General features: G+C 71.2%; 20 protein-coding genes. 10 read left to right on the top strand and 10 right to left on the bottom strand.

Annotation, left to right across the window (positions count from 1 at the left end):
* The first annotated feature begins 191 nt into the window (after nucleotides 1-191).
* The 10 genes from NAG42_RS16075 (at nucleotide 192) to NAG42_RS16030 (ending at nucleotide 10,645) form a co-directional block, all read left to right on the top strand.
* Nucleotides 192-854 (top strand): DUF2291 domain-containing protein, encoded by a 663-nt coding sequence (locus tag NAG42_RS16075; protein ID WP_250031091.1) that lies wholly within the window; start codon nucleotides 192-194, stop codon nucleotides 852-854.
* Nucleotides 854-2,368 carry a sugar ABC transporter ATP-binding protein gene (locus tag NAG42_RS16070; RefSeq protein WP_250031090.1) on the top strand — a complete coding sequence of 505 codons (1,515 nt, stop codon included), beginning with the start codon at nucleotides 854-856 and terminating at the stop codon, nucleotides 2,366-2,368. Before NAG42_RS16075 ends, NAG42_RS16070 begins: the two co-directional genes overlap by 1 nt.
* The gene (locus tag NAG42_RS16065) at nucleotides 2,365-3,444 is read left to right on the top strand and encodes an ABC transporter permease (protein WP_250031089.1); all 1,080 of its coding nucleotides are present in this window, start codon (nucleotides 2,365-2,367) and stop codon (nucleotides 3,442-3,444) included. Before NAG42_RS16070 ends, NAG42_RS16065 begins: the two co-directional genes overlap by 4 nt.
* Before the next feature lie 37 nt (nucleotides 3,445-3,481).
* Nucleotides 3,482-4,480: a D-ribose ABC transporter substrate-binding protein gene (locus NAG42_RS16060; protein ID WP_250031088.1), complete on the top strand. Its 999-nt coding sequence runs from the start codon at nucleotides 3,482-3,484 to the stop codon at nucleotides 4,478-4,480.
* Between the two features lie 63 nt (nucleotides 4,481-4,543).
* Entirely contained in the window at nucleotides 4,544-5,425 is an 882-nt protein-coding gene (locus NAG42_RS16055) for a transketolase (RefSeq protein ID WP_250031087.1), read from the top strand.
* On the top strand, nucleotides 5,422-6,375 hold the full coding sequence (locus tag NAG42_RS16050) for a transketolase family protein (protein ID WP_250031086.1): 954 nt from the start codon (nucleotides 5,422-5,424) through the stop codon (nucleotides 6,373-6,375). The genes NAG42_RS16055 and NAG42_RS16050 overlap by 4 nt, the downstream gene beginning before the upstream one ends.
* A complete protein-coding gene (locus tag NAG42_RS16045; RefSeq protein ID WP_250031085.1) occupies nucleotides 6,368-7,744 on the top strand; it encodes an FGGY family carbohydrate kinase in 1,377 nt (458 codons plus the stop codon). The genes NAG42_RS16050 and NAG42_RS16045 overlap by 8 nt, the downstream gene beginning before the upstream one ends.
* 5 nt (nucleotides 7,745-7,749) lie before the next feature.
* The gene (locus tag NAG42_RS16040) at nucleotides 7,750-8,730 is read left to right on the top strand and encodes a TIM barrel protein (protein ID WP_250031084.1); all 981 of its coding nucleotides are present in this window, start codon (nucleotides 7,750-7,752) and stop codon (nucleotides 8,728-8,730) included.
* On the top strand, nucleotides 8,730-10,232 hold the full coding sequence (locus NAG42_RS16035; RefSeq protein WP_250031083.1) for a DUF1593 domain-containing protein: 1,503 nt from the start codon (nucleotides 8,730-8,732) through the stop codon (nucleotides 10,230-10,232). Before NAG42_RS16040 ends, NAG42_RS16035 begins: the two co-directional genes overlap by 1 nt.
* A 50-nt stretch (nucleotides 10,233-10,282) precedes the next feature.
* On the top strand, nucleotides 10,283-10,645 hold the full coding sequence (locus NAG42_RS16030) for a GNAT family N-acetyltransferase (protein WP_250031082.1): 363 nt from the start codon (nucleotides 10,283-10,285) through the stop codon (nucleotides 10,643-10,645).
* On the opposite strand, the gene NAG42_RS16025 is transcribed toward NAG42_RS16030, so the two are convergent.
* The 10 genes from NAG42_RS16025 to NAG42_RS15980 all read right to left on the bottom strand — a co-directional run bounded on the left by NAG42_RS16025 (nucleotide 10,608) and on the right by NAG42_RS15980 (nucleotide 19,506).
* On the bottom strand, nucleotides 10,608-11,063 hold the full coding sequence (locus NAG42_RS16025; protein WP_250031081.1) for a GNAT family N-acetyltransferase: 456 nt from the start codon (nucleotides 11,061-11,063) through the stop codon (nucleotides 10,608-10,610). The two genes, NAG42_RS16030 and NAG42_RS16025, sit on opposite strands and share 38 nt — an antisense overlap.
* A gap of 141 nt (nucleotides 11,064-11,204) precedes the next feature.
* Nucleotides 11,205-11,693: a BON domain-containing protein gene (locus NAG42_RS16020; protein ID WP_250031080.1), complete on the bottom strand. Its 489-nt coding sequence runs from the start codon at nucleotides 11,691-11,693 to the stop codon at nucleotides 11,205-11,207.
* A gap of 11 nt (nucleotides 11,694-11,704) precedes the next feature.
* Nucleotides 11,705-12,046, bottom strand: a complete 342-nt coding sequence (gene mnhG, locus NAG42_RS16015) for a monovalent cation/H(+) antiporter subunit G (RefSeq protein WP_250031079.1) — start codon at nucleotides 12,044-12,046, stop codon at nucleotides 11,705-11,707.
* A complete protein-coding gene (locus NAG42_RS44895) occupies nucleotides 12,043-12,627 on the bottom strand; it encodes an MrpF/PhaF family protein (protein WP_308201155.1) in 585 nt (194 codons plus the stop codon). Before NAG42_RS44895 ends, mnhG begins: the two co-directional genes overlap by 4 nt.
* On the bottom strand, nucleotides 12,624-13,160 hold the full coding sequence (locus NAG42_RS16005) for a Na+/H+ antiporter subunit E (RefSeq protein WP_250031078.1): 537 nt from the start codon (nucleotides 13,158-13,160) through the stop codon (nucleotides 12,624-12,626). The genes NAG42_RS44895 and NAG42_RS16005 overlap by 4 nt, the downstream gene beginning before the upstream one ends.
* Complete coding sequence (locus NAG42_RS16000; RefSeq protein ID WP_250031077.1) at nucleotides 13,157-14,665, bottom strand: Na+/H+ antiporter subunit D; 1,509 nt, start codon at nucleotides 14,663-14,665, stop codon at nucleotides 13,157-13,159. The genes NAG42_RS16005 and NAG42_RS16000 overlap by 4 nt, the downstream gene beginning before the upstream one ends.
* A complete protein-coding gene (locus tag NAG42_RS15995) occupies nucleotides 14,662-15,009 on the bottom strand; it encodes a Na(+)/H(+) antiporter subunit C (RefSeq protein ID WP_250031446.1) in 348 nt (115 codons plus the stop codon). The genes NAG42_RS16000 and NAG42_RS15995 overlap by 4 nt, the downstream gene beginning before the upstream one ends.
* Before the next feature lie 56 nt (nucleotides 15,010-15,065).
* Nucleotides 15,066-17,927 carry a Na+/H+ antiporter subunit A gene (locus NAG42_RS15990; RefSeq protein WP_250031076.1) on the bottom strand — a complete coding sequence of 954 codons (2,862 nt, stop codon included), beginning with the start codon at nucleotides 17,925-17,927 and terminating at the stop codon, nucleotides 15,066-15,068.
* A complete protein-coding gene (locus tag NAG42_RS15985) occupies nucleotides 17,927-18,571 on the bottom strand; it encodes a response regulator (protein WP_250031075.1) in 645 nt (214 codons plus the stop codon). Before NAG42_RS15985 ends, NAG42_RS15990 begins: the two co-directional genes overlap by 1 nt.
* Entirely contained in the window at nucleotides 18,568-19,506 is a 939-nt protein-coding gene (locus NAG42_RS15980) for a histidine kinase (protein ID WP_250031074.1), read from the bottom strand. The genes NAG42_RS15985 and NAG42_RS15980 overlap by 4 nt, the downstream gene beginning before the upstream one ends.
* Nucleotides 19,507-19,605: the final 99 nt, after the last annotated feature.

Genomic DNA, 19,605 nt, shown 5'->3' with positions numbered 1-19,605 from the left:
GTTTACGTCTCGCGGAGCTTAGGAGAATATCCATTCAAGCCGTGCTCGTTCAGTCAGAGTGACGAAGCCGAACGGCTCTACTTCGCCGCGACGATGGCGCGCGCGTCGCGACCGGAACGACCCGTTGACAAGAACGACATCCAGCATTCACAGTAAACGCATGCCCAATCGCCTATGAATGGATATTCAACATGACGGTGATCACACGCCGACTGCTGGCCGCGGTGACGGCGGCGACGCTGGCGGCGGCGGTGGCGGCCTGTTCCAAGGTGCCCGGTGTCTACGTGTACGAGAAGGACGGTGAGTCCGCCGCGGCCGCGTCGGCCACCGACCCCAAGACGTACGTCGACGACAACTGGACCCAGAAGATCGTGCCCACCGTGCACGACAACGCCGTGGACGTCGCCACGGTGGCCGCCGCGATCGCCGACGACCCGGCCGCGGCCGGGAAGAAGTACGGCAACCAGACCGGCACCGGCAGCCCGTTCGCCTTCATGGTCAAGGGCTCGGGCACAGTCACCGAGGTGGACACCTCGGTGCCCACCGGCCCGGTCACCGTCGAGGTGCCCGTGGCGGGCGGCAAGCCGGTCAAGGTCACCATCGCGACCGGCCCGGTGATCGCCGGCACCGCGATCCGCGACGCCGTCAAGTTCATCGCGTTCGGCGATTTCACCAACCAGATCGACTACGCCGAGGTCGCCAACCAGATCAACGACCGGGTCCGGACCGACGTGATCGCCAAGGCGGGCGACAAGGAGGCGCTGAAGGGCAAGAAGGTCGACTTCTACGGCGCCTTCTCGTCGCTGGCCCCCGGCACGATCTTCCTGGTGCCGACCGAGCTGGCGGTCAAGTGATGGCCGAGATCCTCGAAGCGCGCCACATCAGCAAGAACTACGGCGGCGTGCGGGCCCTCAAGGACGTGACCTTCACGGCCTACCGCGGCCAGGTCAACGTGCTGGTGGGCGAGAACGGCGCCGGCAAGTCGACGCTCATGAAGATCCTCTCCGGCTCCGAGCAGCCGACCAGCGGCGAGATCGTGCTCGAGGGTGAGACGGTGCAGCTCGGCAGCCCGCGGGCCGCGCAGGCCCTGGGGATCGGGATCATCCACCAGGAGCTCAGCCTCTTCCCCAACCTGTCGATCGCCGAGAACCTCTTCGCCGGCCGCGAGCTGCGCAAGGGCGGCCGGTTCGTCGACGCCGCGGGTCAGCGCCGCCGCGCCCGCGAGGTGCTCGAGCGGCTCGGCCAGGACCGTCTCGACCCCGACACGCTCGTCGGTGACCTGCCGATCGGCCAGCAGCAGCTCGTCGAGATCGGCCGGGTGCTGCTGGAGGACGTCCGCGTGCTGATCATGGACGAGCCCACCTCGGCGCTGTCCAACCACGAGGTCGACGTGCTCTTCGAGGTGATGGGCGACCTGCGCCGCGACGACGTCACGGTCATCTACATCTCGCACAAGCTCGACGAGTTCCGCCGCATCGGCGACTGGGTCACCGTCTTCCGCGACGGCCGCCTGGTCGCGCACGAGTCGATGAGCAAGACCGACACCGGCTGGATCGTGCGGCAGATGGTCGGCCGCGACCCCGACTCGCTCTACGTCCGCAACAGCTCGCCGGTCGGCGACGTGCTTCTCGAGGTACGCGGCCTGACCGTCCCCGGCACGGTCGCGGTCGACGACGTCTCGCTGAGCGTGCGCGCGGGCGAGGTGGTCGGCATCTACGGCCTGATGGGCGCCGGTCGCACCGAGCTGATGGAGACGCTCATGGGCATGCGCCGGGCCACCGCGGGGGAGGTCTTCGTACGCGGCGAGAAGGAGCCCAAGAGCACGGTCCAGGCCCGGATGGCGGCGGGCCTGGCCCTGGTGCCCGAGGACCGGCAGCGCGACGGCCTGGTGCAGACCATGACCGTGCGCGACAACATCCTGCTGGCCACCATCGCCAAGCTGACCCGGGGTGGCCTGCTGGCCGGCCCGGCCGAGCAGCGTACGGCCAGGGACAAGGTCAGCGAGCTGGCCATCAAGATCCCCGGGCTGGGGGCCCTGGTCACCGCGCTCAGCGGCGGCAACCAGCAGAAGGTCGTCCTGGCCCGGGCGCTGCTCACCGAGCCGATCGTGCTGCTGCTGGACGAGCCCACCCGCGGCGTCGACGTCGGCGCCAAGTCGCAGATCGCCGGGCTGATGGCCGAGCTGGCCGCGCGGGGCTTCGGGGTGCTGTTCATCTCGTCCGAGCTGGCCGAGGTGATGGCCATGGCCGACCGGGTGCTGGTGATGGCCCGCGGCCGGATCACCGCCGAGTTCACCGCCGAGAACGTCACCGAGGAGGCGCTCGTCACCGCCTCCGCATCCGAGAGCGCCCTGGAGGCATCCGCATGACCGACACCGACGTCGCCGCGCCGGCCCCCACGGCCGCGGCGCCTCAGCCCGAGGAGTCCCGCACCGCGCTCAAGCGGGCGGCGCTGCTGCTCCTGCGCGGGCGCACGCTGGTCGTCCTCGTGGTGCTGGTGATCATCTTCAGCTCGATCTCGTCGGAGTACCTGACCCAGAGCAACCTGATCCTGATGACCAAGCACGTGGCCATCAACGCCATCCTGGCCATCGGGGTCACCTTCGTCATCCTGACCGGCGGCATCGACCTGTCGGTGGGCTCGATCGCCGGGCTGTCCAGCATGGTGGCCGGCGGTCTGCTGTTCAAAGGGCTCAACGTCCCGGGCGGCACGGTCTTCTTCTCGGTGGCCGTGGTGATCCTGATCGGCATCGTCGTCGGCGCCCTGGTCGGCGCGGTCAACGGCCTGCTGATCACCCGCTTCAAGGTGGCGCCGTTCATCGCCACGCTGGGCATGCTCTATGTGGCCCGCGGCGCCGCCCAGCTGCACAGCAACGGCGGCACCTACCCGGATCTGGCCGGCACCGAGGCCCGCGGCAACACCGGCTTCTCGTTCATCGGGGTCGACAGTCTGCTGGGCATCCCGGTCGCCGTCTGGATCATGGTCGTGGTCGCGGCCGTCGCGATCGTCGTCACCACCCGGACCCCGTTCGGCAAGCACATCTTCGCCGTGGGCGGCAACGAGCGGGCCGCGGTGCTGTCCGGCATCCGGGTCAACCGGGTCAAGATCGCGGTGTACGTGATCTCGGGCGCCTGCGCCGCGCTGGCCGGCCTCCTGCTCACCTCGGAGCTGGGCGCCGCCTATCCGGACACCGCGACGACGTACGAGTTGAACGCGATCGCGGCGGCCGTGCTCGGCGGCACCGCGCTGTCCGGCGGTCGCGGCACGATCATCGGCACCGTCATGGGTGCCTTCGTCATCGGCTTCCTCAGCGACGGCCTGGTGCTGGTCGGCGTCTCCACCTTCTGGCAGTCGGTGGTCAAGGGCGCCGTCATCATCTTCGCCGTCATCACCGAGCAGGCCCAGCAGCGCCTGCAGTCCAGCCTCACCCGGCACACCGCGTAGATCCACCCCCGCTCCGTAGCAAGTGAAGGGACACATCATGAAATATCTCCCCTCCCGCCGGGCCTTCCTGGCCGTCGGCGCCGCCACCGTCATGGCCCTGGCCGCCTGCGGTGGTGGCGACGACGAGGGCGGCTCCTCGTCGGGCGGCGCGTCCGCCCCGGCCGCCTCCAAGCTGGTCGTGATCATCACGCCGTCGCCCGACAACGTCTTCTTCAAGGCCGAGCAGGACGCCGCGGCGGCCCAGGCCAAGAGCCTCGGCTACGAGACGCTGGTGCTCAGCCACGACGACGACCCGACCAAGCAGAGCCAGCAGTTCGACACGGCGATCTCGCGCAAGGCCGCCGCCATCATCCTGGACAACGCCGGTGCCGACGCCTCGGTGACCGCGATCCAGCGGGCCAAGGACGCCGACATCCCGACGTTCCTGATCGACCGTGAGATCAACAAGACCGGCGTCGCGGTCGCCCAGATCGTCTCCAACAACGCCCAGGGGGCCGGGCTCGGCGGCCAGGAGTTCGCCAAGCTGATGGAGAACAAGGGCGAATACGCCGAGCTGCTCGGCAAGCCGACCGACACCAACGCCGGCGTCCGCTCGAAGGGCTACCACGGCATCCTCGACCAGTTCCCGGACCTCAAGATGGTGGCCCAGCAGAGCGCCAACTGGGACCAGGCCGAGGCGCTGCAGAAGACCCAGACGATCCTGCAGGCGCACCCGAACATCAAGGGCATCATCGCCGGCAACGACACGATGGCGCTCGGTGCCTACGCGGCGGTCCAGGCCTCCAACAAGAAGGACATCGTCGTCGTCGGCTTCGACGGCAGCCCGGACGTCGTCTCCTCGATCCAGAAGAAGGCCATCAAGGCGACCGTCCTGCAGCCCGCCAGCAAGATCGCGCAGATGGCCGTCGACCAGGCCGACGCCTACCTCAAGGCCGGTGGCAAGACCGACCAGCCCGAGAAGCAGTCGATCGACTGCGTGCTCGTGAACGCCGACAACGCCGCCACGGTCAAGGACTTCGCCGTCGCCGGTTCCTGACCGTCACGTCGGGGCGGGCCTGTGCCCGGGCCCGCCCCTCACCACCCGTAGAAAGGCACACCCATGCTGGTCGCCGACCCTCGTACCGCCGCCGCCTGGCGCTCGTTCCGGCAGGAGTTCGCCGACGCCGGCCCCGAGCGCCGCCGCGAGATGCTGCGGGAGCGGGCCAACCAGTCCCGCACCGCCGACCTGCACATGATCGGCCGGGCCGGTCTGGGCCACGTGGGCGGCGACATGTCCGTCCTCGACATCCTGACCACGCTGTTCTTCTCGGTGCTGCGGATCGACCCCGAGAAGCCGGACTGGGCCGACCGCGACCGGTTCGTGCTCAGCAAGGGCCACACGGCCGGCGCCCTCTACGCCACCCTGGCCGCGACCGGCTTCTTCGCGACCGCCGAGCTCGACACGTTCGCCGGACCGCTGTCGCCGCTCAACGGCCACCCCAACCGGGTCAAGGTGCCGGGCGTCGAGACCAACACGGGCCCGCTCGGGCACGGCCTGCCGATCTCGGTCGGCATGGCGGTGGCCGGCCGGCTGTCCGCGTCGTCGCGCCACGTCTACGTGGTTCTCGGCGACGGGGAGCTGCAGGAGGGCAGCAACTGGGAGGCCGCGATGACGGCCGGCCACCGGCGCTTGTCCAACCTGACCGCGGTCGTCGACCGCAACCGGCTCCAGCAGGGTGCGCGCACCGAGGAGACGAACACGCTGGACCCGCTGGACGACAAGTTCCGCGCCTTCGGCTGGGACGTCCTCGAGGTCGACGGGCACGACCACCTCGCGCTGCACGAAGCGTTCACCGCGCCCCGCGGCGAGCGCCCGACCTGCGTCATCGCCAACACGACCAAGGGAAGAGGCGTCTCCTTCATGGAAGACCGCGTGGAGTGGCACCACAAGGTGCCCTCGGCCGAGCAGATCGTCGCGGCGGAAGCGGAGCTGGCCCGATGAGCGCGCCCGTCCAGGAACTCTTCGACTGCCGGGTGGCCTTCGCCGACGAGTTGAGCGCGCTGGCCCGCGAGGACGAGCGGATCGTGGCCGTGTGCAACGACTCCGTCGGCTCCAGCAATCTCGTGAAGTTCCAGCAGGAGTTCCCCGACCGGCTCATCAACGTGGGCATCGCCGAGCAGGACATGGTCGGGGTCGGGGCCGGTCTGGCGCTCAGCGGCTACGTGCCGTTCGTCTGTGGCGCCTCGCCGTTCCTGACCGGGCGCGCGCTGGAGCAGATCAAGGCCGACGTCGCCTACAGCCGATCGCCGGTGGTCCTGTGCGGGATGAGCCCGGGCATGGCGTACGGGGAACTGGGCCCCACCCACCACTCGATCGAGGACCTGTCGTGGCTGCGCGCGATCGCCGGCCTCGACGTGGTGGTGCCGGCCGACCCCGCCGAGACCCGCTCGGCCGTGCGCTGGGCGGCGAACGCGGCCCGGCCGGTCTTCCTGCGGGTGGGGCGGTTCAAGGTCCCCGCGGTGACCGGTGACCGCGACTTCACCTTCGGCGCGGCTTCGCGCCTGCGGGACGGCTCGGATGTCACGGTGGTGGCGACCGGAACCATGGTCTCCCGCGCGCTCGAGGCGGCCGAGGAGGCCGCCGCCGAGGGAGTGTCCGTGCGGGTGCTGAACATGTCGACGATCGCGCCGCTCGACGAGGACGCGATCCGCGAGGCGATGCGGGACACCCGCGCCATCGTCACCGCCGAGGAGGCCACCACCACCGGCGGGCTCGGCGCCGCGGTGGCCGCCGTCGTGGTCACCGAGCGCACCCCGGTGCCGATGCGGATGCTGGGCGTGCACCGCGAGTTCGCGCCCACCGGCAACACCGCGTTCCTGCTCGAGCACTTCGGGCTGACGGCGGGTGACATCCGGCAGGCGGCGATCGGACTGGCCCGCGCCGATGTCTGACGACCTGGTCCTCGCGATCGACCAGGGCACCAGCTCCACCAAGTGCCTGCTGGTCGACCCGGCGGGCGGGGTGGTGCGCACCGGGTCGGCGCCCGTGCCGATCCGGTATCCCCGGCCGGGCTGGGTCGAGCAGGACGCCGGCGAGATCCTCGGCAGCGTGCTGACCGCGGCGGCCTCGTGCCTCGACGGGGTGGCCCCGGGGCGGGTCGTCGCGGTCGGCCTGAGCACGCAGCGCGAGTCGGCTGTCGTCTGGGACCGGACCACCGGGCAGCCGGCCGGGCCGGTGCTGGGCTGGCAGGACCAGCGGGCGCAGCCGATCTGTGACGCGCTGCGGGAGAAGGGGCAGGCCTCCCGCGTACGGGAGATCAGTGGTCTGCCCCTCGACCCGATGTTCAGCGCGGCCAAGCTCCGGTGGCTGCTCGACGAGACACCGGACGCGGCCGTGGGCACGATCGACTCGTGGCTGGTGTACGCGCTGACCGGCTCCCACCGGATCGAGGCCGGCAACGCGTCGCGCACCCAGCTGCTCGACGTGCGGGCCGGCGCGTGGAGCCCGGAACTGCTCGACCTGTTCGGCATCCCGTCGGCCGCGCTGCCCACGGTCACACCGTCCGCCGGCGAGCTCGGGCGCATCGGCGCGCACGGGGGAGTGCTGGCCGGACTGCCGATCACCGCCGTGCTCGGCGACTCGCACGCCGCGCTGTACGCCCATGGCGAGCGCGCCGCGCACGGAGTGAAGGTCACCTACGGCACCGGCTCCTCGGTGATGCGCCTGGGCGAGCCGTCGAACGACGCGGTGTGCATGACGGTCGCCTGGAACGACGAACTGGCCGCCGAGGGCAACATCCGGTCGTCCGGGTCGACGGTCGCCTGGCTGGCCGATCTGCTCGACCGCTCACCCGAGCAGATCGGGGCGATGGCCGCCGGGGCCGCCAGCGAGGGCGTCCACCTCGTGCCGGGCTTCGGCGGGCTGGCCGCGCCCTGGTGGGACGACACCGCGGTCGGTCTGATCAGCGGGCTGACGCTGGGAACCAAGCCCGCCCAGCTGGCCCGGGCCGCCGTCGAGTCGATAGCCCACCAGGTCGCCGACGTCGTGGACGCGATGGGCCCGGCCGAGGCGCTGCTGGCCGACGGCGGCGCGAGCGGCAACGACGTCCTCATGCAGATCCAGGCCGACCTCACCGGCCGGCCCGTCCTGCGGGCCCGCACCGCCAACCTCTCCGCCCTCGGCGCCGCGTTCCTCGCCGGGGGCTTCACCCCGTCCATCTCCTACGACGAGTTCCGTCCCCAGCCGGGTGACGCCGCCGCGCAGCGCTCCGCGTGGCGCGCGGCGGTCGCCCGGGCCCGCACCCCTCACCTTGGGAGCTGAGCAGCATGACCGAGTACCCCCGCTTCGGCGCCGGACTCTGGCACTTCGCCACCTACGTCGACCGCTACGCCAGCGACGGCTACGGCCCGGCGCGCACCACGCTCGAGGCGATCGAACTGGCCGGGCAGGTCGACGACCTGAGCGTGGTCGACCTCAACTACCCGTTCACGCCGGGCGTCGGCCTGGCCGAGGTCAAGGACGCGCTGGCCGCCCAGGGTCTGTCGGCGATCGGCATCACGCCCGAGATCTACCTGCGCAAGTTCAGCCGCGGCTCGTTCACCAACCCCGATCCCGCCGTACGGAAAGTCGCTCTCGACCTGATGCACGAGGCGGCGGGCATCGTGCGCGAGCTCGGGGCCGACTACGTCAAGATCTGGCCCGGCCAGGACGGCTGGGACTACCCGTGGCAGGTGGATCACCGCACCCTGTGGAAGCTGGCCGTCGACGGCATGCGCGAGCTGGCCGGGGCGCACCCCGACCTCAAGTTCGCCATCGAGTACAAGCCGCGGGAGCCGCGGGTGAAGATGACCTGGGACTCGGCCGCCCGCTCCCTGCTCGGCATCCAGGAGATCGGCCTCGACAACGTCGGCATCCTGCTCGACTTCGGGCACAGCCTCTACGGCGGGGAGTCGCCCTCGGACGCGGCTCAGCTGATCATCGACCACGGCCGGCTCTACGGCATGGACGTCAACGACAACCTGCGTGGCTGGGACGACGACCTCGTGGTGGGCACGGTCCACCTCACCGAGATCTTCGAGTTCTTCCACACCCTGCGCAAGAACAACTGGGAGGGCGTGTGGCAGCTCGACCAGTTCCCCTTCCGGGAGGACAGCGTCGATGCCGCCAACACCGCGATCGGCACGCTGAAGCGGCTGCACCGCGCGCTCGACCGGCTCGACACCGCGGCGCTGGCCGAGGCCCAGGAGCGGCAGGATGCCATGGCCGCGCAGCGGATCGTGCAGACCGCGCTCTTCGGGGAGCTGTGATGCGGCGCCTGTTCGCGGTCGTCGGTGCGGCCGCCCTCCTGCTTCCGGCCGCGCCGGCCTCGGCCGGGGGCTCGCACACCGAGAAGCCGCGCACGGTGATCACCACCGACATGGAATCGGACGACATCGCCTCCCTGGTCCGCTATCTGCTCTACACCAACGAGCTGGACACCAAGGGCATCATCTACACCAGCAGCAAGTTCCACTGGGCGGGCGACGGCCAGGGCACGGAGTTCTTCCTGCCCGGCCGCGAATACAAGACACCGCAGACGTCGTGGCGCTGGACCGGGAACACGACCATCGAGAACGAGCTGATCCCGGCGTACGCGAAGGTCTACCCCAACCTGCGCAAGCACGATGCCGCCTATCCGAGCCCGGCCAAGCTCCGGTCGATCGTGAAGCTCGGCAACATCGCGTTCGAGGGCGAGATGGCGTCCGACACGGCGGGCTCCGACCTGATCCGCGACCTGTTGCTGGACAACGATCGGCGTCCGCTCTATCTACAGGCCTGGGGTGGCACGAGCACCATCGCCCGCGCGTTGAAGTCCATTGAGGAGCGCTACTCGGCGACCTCGAAGTGGGCGTCGGTCAAGGCGAAGGTCTCGGCCAAGGCGGTCATCCTGGCCAGCGGGTTCCAGGACGAGACGTACGCGAACTACATCTCCTCGTCGTGGCCCGCGGTCCGGGTCGAGGAGCGCTCGGCGGGTTACGCGACCTGGGGCTTCAACTGCAACAACAACGGCCAGGGCAACGTCCGCGGTCTGCCCGCCGACCGGGTCTACTTCACCGGCGACTGGATCCGCCGCAACATCCAGATCGGGCCGTGGGGTTCGCTCTACCGCTCGTGGCTCGACGGGCAGACCACACCCGGCGACCCGCTGGACGTCTTCGGCGACCCGGTGAAGGCACCGGGCGGCTGGTGCAAGCCGATGGCCAAGTACGACTTCCTCTCCGAGGGTGACAACGTCGTGTTCAACCAGCTGCTGCCCACCGGCCTGCAGAACCCGGCCGACCCGGCCACGGGCGGCTGGGGTGGCCGGGCCTATCAGGTCACCGCCTCGCCCAACCTGTGGAAGCTGGTGCCCACCGAGAAGGACGCGACCGGCGCCGAGGTGGCCAACCTGACCACGCTGCGCTGGGCGGCGGCGGCCCAGAACGACTTCGCCGCCCGCATACGGTGGACGCTGACGCCGCGCCGGTCGGCCGGCAACCACCCGCCGTCGGTGCGCATCGCCGGTGGCGACACGGTCCGGGCCCGCCCCGGCTCCACCGTCGCGCTGGGCGCCCGCGTCACCGACCCGGACCGCGACAAGGTCACCACGAGCTGGTGGCAGTACCGCGAGGAAGGCACCTATCCCGGCACCGTGGCGGTCACCGGCGGCCGGGTGGTCGTTCCGGCCGACGCCCGGGCCGGCCAGACCATCTCGGTGATCCTGCAGGGCACCGACCACGGCCGGTTCCCGCTGACCCGCTACGACCGGGTGACCATCCGGGTCTCGTAGGTCTGTCGAGAAGGCGCCGCCGGTCATCCCGGCGGCGCCTGATTTCCTCAGTGCTGGTTCGTGGTTGTCAGCTCGACGGGGCGATGATCGGGCAGATCCTGCTCCGGAGGCCACCCCGGCACCGTCCGGCCGCCCTCGGCAAGGTCGATCTCGGCTACCTGTTGCTGCCGCGGGCGTGGGGATCGGGCTATGCCGCCGAGGCGTGCGCGGCCGCCCTCGGCTGGTTCGACGCGTCCCTGCCGGGCGAGCCGGTCGTGCTCGCCACCCAGACCGCCAACGTCGCCTCGATGCGCCTGGCGGCGAAGCTCGGTTTCGCCGAGGTGGAGCGTTTCCACGCCTGGGATGCCGGCCAGTGGCTCGGCCTGCGCTCCCCGGTCAGAGGTCCTTGGCCAGGTTCCGGCCGGTCTCGATGAAGCCGAGCTGTTCATAGAGGGCCCGGGCGCCGGTGTTGTGCGCGAAGACGTGCAGACCGATCCTGGTCAGCGCGTTGTCCTGGCACCAGCGCTCGGCGGCCAGCATGATCGCGCGGCCGTAGCCCCGGCGCCGGAGGTCAGGCTCGACGGCGACGTTGTAGACGAACGCGGTGTCGTCGGTGACCTTGACCCACAGGAAGCCGACTCGGCGGGCGCGGTCGTAGGCGTACCAGAAGTGGTGGCCGGGAGTGGCGAACTCGTCGGGCAGCAGCTCGGCGTATTTGGCGGCGGCGGCCCGGGCGGCGTCCCGCGCCGACCGGCCGGACGCGGCGACGCTCCGTGCGTAGTGCGCCTCGGCCTCAGCCCGCCACGGCTCGTACTGGTCCCCGGTCATCGGCTCCAGCCGCACGTCCGTCATGACGGCCAACCTACCGAGGCGCGTCCCATGACTGGACCCGATGTGGGCCCTCGGCGCAGGCCGATCCCCGCTGCGAAACGGGGCGCAGGCCGATCCCCGCTGCGAAACGGGGCGCAGGCCGATCCCCGCTGCGAAACGGGCCTAGTCGGTGAGCCGGCGCCGGCGGCGGCGCAGCAGGACGTCGGCCAGCCAGGCCAGCAGGCCCACGCCGAACACGGCGGCCAGCCAGCCGGCGACCTCGACGACGACGACGATCGCGGTCACGGCGAGCATCACGAGCCGCGCGGTCACCGCGACGGGCCGGGGCCGGGGCGTCTCCGGCTGCGTGGCCAGGCGGGCGGCCAGTTCGCCGAACTGCCGCGCCTCGCGCAGCCACGCCTCGCCGTCGCGCACGATGAGGGCGTCGCACAGATCCCGTACGCCGGGGGTCTGCCGCACCCGGCCGGTGACCTCGTCGTAGATCTCGGGGCTCTCGACCGTCCCGGTCAGGATGACCACCCCGTTCTGCACCTGCAGGGCCAGGGGCTGCCGCCGGAAGCGCTCGTCGGCGGCCAGGGCGTCGGCGATGCGGTGGGCGAGCGCGCTGTCGCCGGGTTTCTCGGGTGGTGGCAGCCCGGAAAAGCTCTCCATCGTGACCTCCGTCAGCGTTTGTCGTCGGTGCCGGCCAGTTCGTCGACCACCAGCAGGTCGGTGCGGGCCTGACCGGCCCGATAGCCGGCGCGGCCGATCATGTGGGCCGCCACCGGGGCGGTGGCCATCTGGAAGACGGCCACCAGCAGCAGCGTGGTGATGTCGACGGCCTCACGCAGGCGCAGCGCACAGCCGATCAGCACCAGCAGCAGCCCGAGCACCTGCGGCTTGGTGGCGGCGTGCATCCGGGACAGCAGGTCGGGGAACCGCATCAGGGCCACCCCGGCCGACAGGCTCAGCAGAGCCCCGACCACCAGGCACACCCAGGCCAGCACATCAAGCACGCCGCTCATCGCACCTCCTCCGCTGACCGGTCGAGCCGGCCGCGGCCCGGCGACTCCGGCGGGCTGAGCGAGTCCCCACGGTCGGGCGGTTCCGGCGGGCCGATCGACTGCGGACCCAGCGAATCCGGGTCCAGCGATGTCGCATCGAGCGGGTCCAGCGATGTCGCATCGAGCGGGTCCAGCGAATCCGGGTCGAGCGATGTCGCGCCGAGCGGGCCCCGCGAATGCGGGTCGAGCGATGTCGAGCCGATCGGATCCGGCAGGTCGACCGAATCGGCCTGGTACTGCGGGCTCGGCCGGCCGGCGTCGCGGCCGCTGGACGGGTCGGCGGTGGCCTGGCGGCGGATGGCGAAGCGGGCCACGCTGACCGCGCCGGTGAAGCCCAGGATCGACAGGACCGCCAGCACCGGCAGGGCGGTGGCGTCGCGCGAGAAGGCGGCCTCGGCGGCGATGGCCATGACGATCACGGCCAGCAGCACGTCGGTGGCGACGATCCGGTCCAGGATGGACGGCCCGCGGACGATCCGGATCAGGGCGAGCACGGCCCCCGCGGCGAGCAGCGTGGTGACGACGACGGCGACGACAGTCATGCGGGAACCTCCTCGAGGATGCGGCGCTCGGCGGGCGAGCCGAACGCCCGGATGATCCGGCGTTCCAGGTCGAGCACGCCCTGCTTGAACCGGTCGGCCTCGTCGGCCGACGAGATGCCGAGCACGTGGACGTAGAGCACGCCCCGCCGGCGGTCGGCGTCGACGATGAGGCTGCCCGGCACCAGCGACAGCGCCTCGGCGGTCAGCGTCAGCCCCAGGTCGGACGGCGCCCGCAGCGCGACGGCGACGATCGCACTTCGCGGCACGTGCCCGAACCGGAACGCCAGCACGGCGACCTGGACGCTGGCCACCACCATGTCGGTGAGGAACCGCCCCGCGAACCGCAGCACGCCCAGCGGGTGGATCCGCCCGGCATAGGTGACCGCCGGCAGCGGGAACACGATCAGCACCACGACCGCGATCACCAGACCGCCGGCCACGGTCAGCGGCGTGAACGAACCCCACAGCAGCACCCAGATCACGGTCAGCCCGAGGGCCGCGATGAAGCGATCCCGCCGGCGGCCGCCCGTCACGGTGCCCCTCCGCCGAAGACCGCCCGCACGTAATAGGCCCGTTCCATCAGCGACGACGCGGCCTGATCGCCCACCTCGAACAGCGGGCCGGCCACGACCGTCAGCGCCACACCGAAGACGACCAGCGCCATCGTCGGCGCCACCATGAGCGGCGGGAGCAGGGAGCGCGAGGCCGCCGGCACCGACGCCGGCGGGGTTCGCCAGAAGGCCAGGTTCCAGACGCGGGCCACCGCATAGAGCGTCAGCAGGCTGGTCAGGATGCCCCCGCCGACCAGCAGCCAGGCCAGCACGCCACCGTCGGCGACCCCGGCCTGCACCAGGCCCAGCTTGCCGATGAAGCCGCTGAACGGCGGGATGCCGGCCAGATTCAGCGCGGGGACCAGGAACAGCACGGCCAGCACGGGGCTGAGCCGAGCCAGCCCGCCCAGCTTGTCCAGAGCCGTGCTCCCGCCACGTTTCTCGATCAGGCCGGCCGCCAGGAACAGCGTCGTCTGGATGGTGATGTGGTGGACCACGTAGAAGATCGCGCTGGACAGCCCGAGTTGCGTGGTCAGCCCCACCCCGAAGAGCAGATAGCCGATATGGCTGACCAGCGTGAACGACAGCAGTCGTTTGATGTCCGACTGTGCCACCGCGCCCAGGATCCCGACCACCATCGTGAGCAGGCCCAGGACGAGCAGGACAGCGGCCGCCCGCCCGCCCGGGAACAGCAGCGTCTCGGTGCGGATGATCGCGTACACGCCGACCTTTGTCAGCAGCCCCGCGAACACCGCCGTGACCGGGGCGGGCGCGGTCGGATAGCTGTCCGGGAGCCACGACGACAGCGGGAACACCGCCGCCTTGATGCCGAAAGCCAGCAGCAGCATGCCTTGCAGGATCAGCCGCAGCCCGTCGGGCAGCGCGTCCAGCCGCTCCACGAGCTGCGCCAGGTTGAGCGTGCCGGTGGCTCCGTAGATCAGACCGATCGCCGTCAGGAAGATGACGGAGGACAGGAGAGAGACCACGACGTACGTCGAACCGGCGCGGATCCTGTTCTCGGTGCCCCCGATGGTGAGCAGCACGTAGCTGGCCACCAGCAGGATCTCGAACCCGACGTACAGGTTGAACAGGTCGCCGGCCAGGTACGCGTTGGTCACGCCGGCCGTCAGCACCAGATAGGTCGGGTGGTAGACCGAGAGCGGCGTCTCCTCGTGCCCGTCGGCCATGCCCTGCCCGATCGAATAGACCAGCACGCACAGGGTCACGGCCGACGAGACCACCAGCATGAGGGCGGCCAGCTGGTCGGCGATCAGCACGATGCCCAGCGGCGCCGACCAGCCGCCGACCGCGACGACCAGCGGCGCGTCGGTGGTCGAGAAATAGAGCAGGGCGCACGAGACGAGCAGCGTCGCGGTGAGCACGGTGAGGCTGACGGTCCGCTGCGCGCGCGGCCGGCCCGCCATCATCAGCGTCAGCGCGGCCCCGAAAAGCGGCATCACGACGGGCAGGGGGACGAGAAAGTTCATCGCACCGCCTCGTGGTGGTCGCGGTCGTCGGTGCCGGAGCCCTCGTCCCGTTCGGCCAGCTGCATGATCCGCTGGTCCTCGACGTCGTCCTGCACCTCGTCATGGCCGGACATGGCCCAGCTGCGGTAGGCCAGGGCGAGCAGGAACGCGGTCATGCCCAGCGTGATCACGATCGCGGTGAGGATCATGATCTGCGGCAGCGGGTCGGCCATCTCCGGCTCGGGCCCGGCGCCCACGATCGGCGGCGTGCCGGCCTTGCCGCCCAGCAGGATCAGCAGATTCACGCCGTTCCCGAGCAGGATCATTCCCATCAGTACGCGGGTCAGGCTCCGTTCGAGCACCATCGACACACCGGCCGCGAAAAGCACGCCGATCACGACGACGTAGACCAGGTTGGGAGTCACGCTGAGCCTCCTGGGGCTTGGTCTCCTGGCGCGGCGAATGCCGGCTCCCTCGGTCGCTCGACGGCTCGCCGTTCCGATCGCGCGGCCACCTCGTGCTGGCGGTCCAGTTCGGCGCCGAGGCTGCGCAGGATCTCGAGCACCAGGGCGACCACGATCAGGTAGACACCGATGTCGAAGAAGACGGACGTGGCGAAGTGGATGTGGCCCAGCACCGGCAGGTGGAAGTCGAGCAACGCGCTCTGCAGCACCTCACCGCCGGCCACCAGCGCGGCCGCCCCGGTGCCGACCGCGGTCAGCAAACCCGCGCCGAGGACGAGACCGGCGTCCACCGGCGCGGCCGCGTTCAGCTCCCGGCGCCCGCCGGCCAGATAGCGGGTCGTCAGGGCCAGCCCGGCCACCAGACCACCGGCGAAGCCGCCGCCCGGATCGTTGTGCCCGGAGAAGATCAGGTAGATCGAGAACAGCACGATCGTGTGGAACAGCAGCCGGGCCACCACCTGCAGGATGATCGACTGGCGGCGCGCCTCGGGATTGTCGCCGGCCCGCAACCACGGGCCGGGCTCCGGCACCTGCTCGGCCGCGTGCCCGTTGCCCTGCTCGGCCCGGCGGCGTTGCAGCGCCCCCGATCGGCGGAAGATGAGCGAGGCCACCCCGGTCGCGGCCACCACCAGCACCGAGATCTCACCCATGGTGTCCCAGGCCCGGATGTCGACCAGCGCTACGTTCACGATGTTGTGGCCACCGCCGTAGGACACCGCGGGCCCGGCGAAGTCGACCGAGATCGGCGTGGCGATCCGGCCGCCCACCGCCACGTACGCCATGCCCGCGGCCACCAGCCCGGTCGCCACCGCCAGCGTCGTGCGCAGCACCCGGCTGGCCCGCAGCGGCCGGGCCGAGAACCGCACCGGAAGCCGCCGGAGCACCAGCACGAACATGACGATGGTGACCGTCTCGACCAGGAACTGGGTCAGCGCCAGATCGGGTGCCCCGTGCAGCACGAACATGACAGCCACGCCGTAGCCGCAGACCCCGACCAGGATCATCGCCGTGAGACGGCGCCTCGAGCGGGCGGCGATCAGCGCCGCGCTCGCCACGACCGCGCCGGCCACGAGCTGCAGAGGCGTGTCCCACAACCGGATCCCGCCGGGCCACGGCGCCACGAACACCAGCGTGCCCGCACCGAACAGGACCAGGACGACCAGGATGATGCCGAGCGAGAACGGCAGCGACCCGCGCTGGGTGGCCCCGGTGACCTCGACGGCCGTGCGGTCCACAGCCGACATCAGCCACTTGTAGACCATCTCGGCCGCGGGCAGCCGGCGTGACGGCCAGGGCCGGCCGCGCAGTTGCGTGACGAAGAGCCCGGATCCGACGGTGAGGACGGTGACCGACAGCAGCAGCGGCAACCCGAGGCCGTGCCACAGCGCGAGGTGCTCGGTCTCGCCCGGGAAGAGCGAGGCGTACGGGGTGAGGACCCCATCCAGCCACGAGGCTCCCAGACCCACGGCGAGCCCGGCCAGCGCCAGCAAGCCGGCCGGCGCCGCGAAAGCGAAGCCGGGCCGCGACACCGGGGTGGGGGCCACCGAAGGCTTGCGGGCGAAAGCTCCCCAGAGGAACCGCAACCCGTACGCGACGGTCAGCGCCGACCCGGCCACGAGCGCGAGCAGCACGAGCCGATCGGTCGTGCCGCCGTGCTCGAAGGCCGCGAACAGCGTCTCCTTGCCGACGAACCCGGCCAGCGGCGGCACCCCGGCCATCGAGGCCACGGCCAGCCCGGCGATGACGGCGAGCACCGGCGTCCGCCGGCCCAGCCCGCTCAGCTCCCGCAGGTCGCGAGTGCCCGCGATCCGGTCGACGATGCCGACGACCAGGAACAGGGCGGCCTTGAAAAGGGCGTGCGCCAGCAGCAGAGCGGTCCCGGCGAGCGCCGCGGCCCGGCTGCCCGCGCCCAGCGCGATCGTCAGCAGACCCAGTTGGCTCACCGTTCCGTACGCCAGAAGCAGTTTCAGATCGTGCTGGCGCATGGCGTTCCAGCCGCCGAGCAGCACCGTGATGACCCCGGCGGTCAGCGCCACCGGCCGCCACGGCTCGGTCCGGGCCAGCAGCGGCCCGAGCAGGCCGAGCAGGAAGACGCCGGCCTTGACCATCGACGCCGCGTGCAGATAGGCCGACGCCGGGGTGGGCGCGGCCATCGCGGCCGGCAGCCAGAAGCTGAACGGGAAGATGGCCGACTTGCTCAGCGCCCCGGCCAGGATCAGCACCGCGGCGATCGTGCTGCCCGCCGGCAACGGTCCCTCGACGATCCCGGACCAGCGGTAGGTCCCGGCGCCGTGGCCCAGCATCACGAAGCCGACCAGCATGGCCAGCCCGCCCGCGGTGGTCACGACCAGCGCCTGCATCGCCGCCCGGCGCCCGGCCGCCTGCTCACCCCGGTGCCCGATGAGCAGGTAGGAGAAGACGGTGGTGAGCTCCCAGAACACGTACAGCACGAGCAGGTCGTCGGTGACCACCAGACCGGTCATCGCGGTGGCGAAGCCGAGGAAGATCGCGGCGAAGCGGCCCAGACCCGGGTCGCCCTCGGGGAAGTAGCGGGCGCAGTAGGCGAGCACGACCGCCCCGATGCCGCTGACGATCAGCAGCATGAGCCAGGACAACGGGCCCATCCGCAACGCCAGGTCCATGCCCAGATGCGGCACCCAGGGGTACGTCTCGGCAACCGGCGGCCTCTGCGTGGCAGTCCACCCGAAGGTGCCGGCCGGCACCAGCGCGAGGCCGTAGAGGGCACGGTTCCCGGCGTACCGGATGGCCACCGGGGCCAGGACGGCGGCCGCGGCGTGCAGGAGCAGGACGATCAGCATCACGGCTCGATCAGCCCGGCCCGGATCGCGTACCGGGTCAGCTCCTGCCGGTCCTTGAGGCCCAGCTTGGTGAGGATGTTGGAGCGGTGGCGCTCGACCGTCTTGACGCTGATGTGGAGGAGCTCGGCGATCTCCCGGGTCGAGTGGCCCTCGGCGACCAGCTTCAGCACCTCCTCCTTGCGTTCGGTGACGGCCCGGCCGGGGATGTCGGCGCCGGTGCGGGCGCGCTCCAGGTATTCGCGGACCAGGGCCGTCTCCGCGCCGGGGTAGAGGAACGGCTCGTCGCGCATGGCGGCGTGGCAGGCCTCGACCAGGTCGCGGTCGGCGGCCGACTTGAGCACGTAGCCGGCCGCGCCCACCCGCAGCGCCTCGAAGAAGAACTGCTCGTTGTCGTACATGGTCAGGATGAGGATGCGCAGGCCGGGCCGGCTGCGGCTGAGCTCGCGGGCGGCCTGCAGGCCGGTCATCCGCGGCATCGCGATGTCGAGCACGGCCAGATCGGGCGGGTCGGCCGCGGCCAGCGCGAGCGCCTCGGCGCCGTCGGCGGCCTCACCGATCACCTCGAGGTCGGGCTCGCCGTCCAGGATCAACCGGACCCCACGGCGTACGAGGGCGTGGTCGTCGGCCAGCAGGATGCGGATCACGGGTGCACCTTCAGCTGGATCGCCGTGCCGCCGGTGGCTCCCGACTCCACGGACAGCTCGGCCCCGATCAGCAGCGCCCGCTCCCGCATGCCGCGGATGCCCGCCCCCTCGGGCGCGCCGCGCAACCCTCGTCCGTCGTCGCGCACGCACAGCCGCACCCCGCCGTCGTTCTCGTGCGCGAGCACCAGGTCGACGTGCTGGGCGGCCGAGTGGCGGGCGGCGTTGGTCAGGCTCTCCTGGGCGACCCGGTAGACCACCAGTTCGACCTCCTTTCCGAGGACGGGCAGATCCGAGCCGACCTGGCGGCGCACCGCCATGCCGGCCGTGGTGAACTCGCCCGCCAGCGCGCGCAGGGCACTGGCCAGACCGAGCTCGTCGAGGACGCCGGGACGCAGCCGGCGGGCGATGCGGCGGATCTCGTCGAGGCTGTTGCGGGTGCTCTCCTGCACCTGCAGCAACTGGTCGCGCACGGGGTCGGGCGACGCCTTGGCCACCCGCTTGAGGTCGAGCAGCACCGCGGTCAGCGTCTGACCGATCTCGTCGTGCAACTCCTGGGCGATCCGGTGCCGTTCGGCCTCCTGCGCCGAGAGAGCGCGCCCGGCACTGGACGCGCGCTCCGCCTCGAGGCGTTCGAGCATGGCGTTGAACGCGGTGATCAGCTGGGCGATCTCGCCGTGCCCGCGCGCGGCCAGGCGGGTGCCCGGGCGCAGCAGGTCGATCGTGGTCATCACCCGGGTCAGGCGGGCCAGCGGGGCCAGTCCCACCCGCAGCAGCACCGCGTTGGCGACCAGCGTGACCACCGTGCCGGCCAGGATGATCAGCGCCTCGGCCAGCCGCGCGGTGGTCGAGACGGTGACCGGGGCGAAGAGCAGCACGAGGGCCGCGACGGTCAAGACCGCCGCGTTCAGCGAGAAGATCCGCCAGAACAGCGACACGCGTGATCACCCGACTCGAGAGAGACAAAATTGCTTGCTCCCCGACACTGCCTGGCCGGGGCGGGGTCTGCCATCGGGTCTGACACCCACATCCGGCGG

It is taken from the genome of Paractinoplanes maris (assembly GCF_023544465.1).
Classification (GTDB): Bacteria; Actinomycetota; Actinomycetes; order Mycobacteriales; family Micromonosporaceae; genus Actinoplanes; species Actinoplanes maris.
Note: the sequence above shows the minus strand (reverse complement) of the source record. Positions and strands in the feature narration are given on the sequence as shown.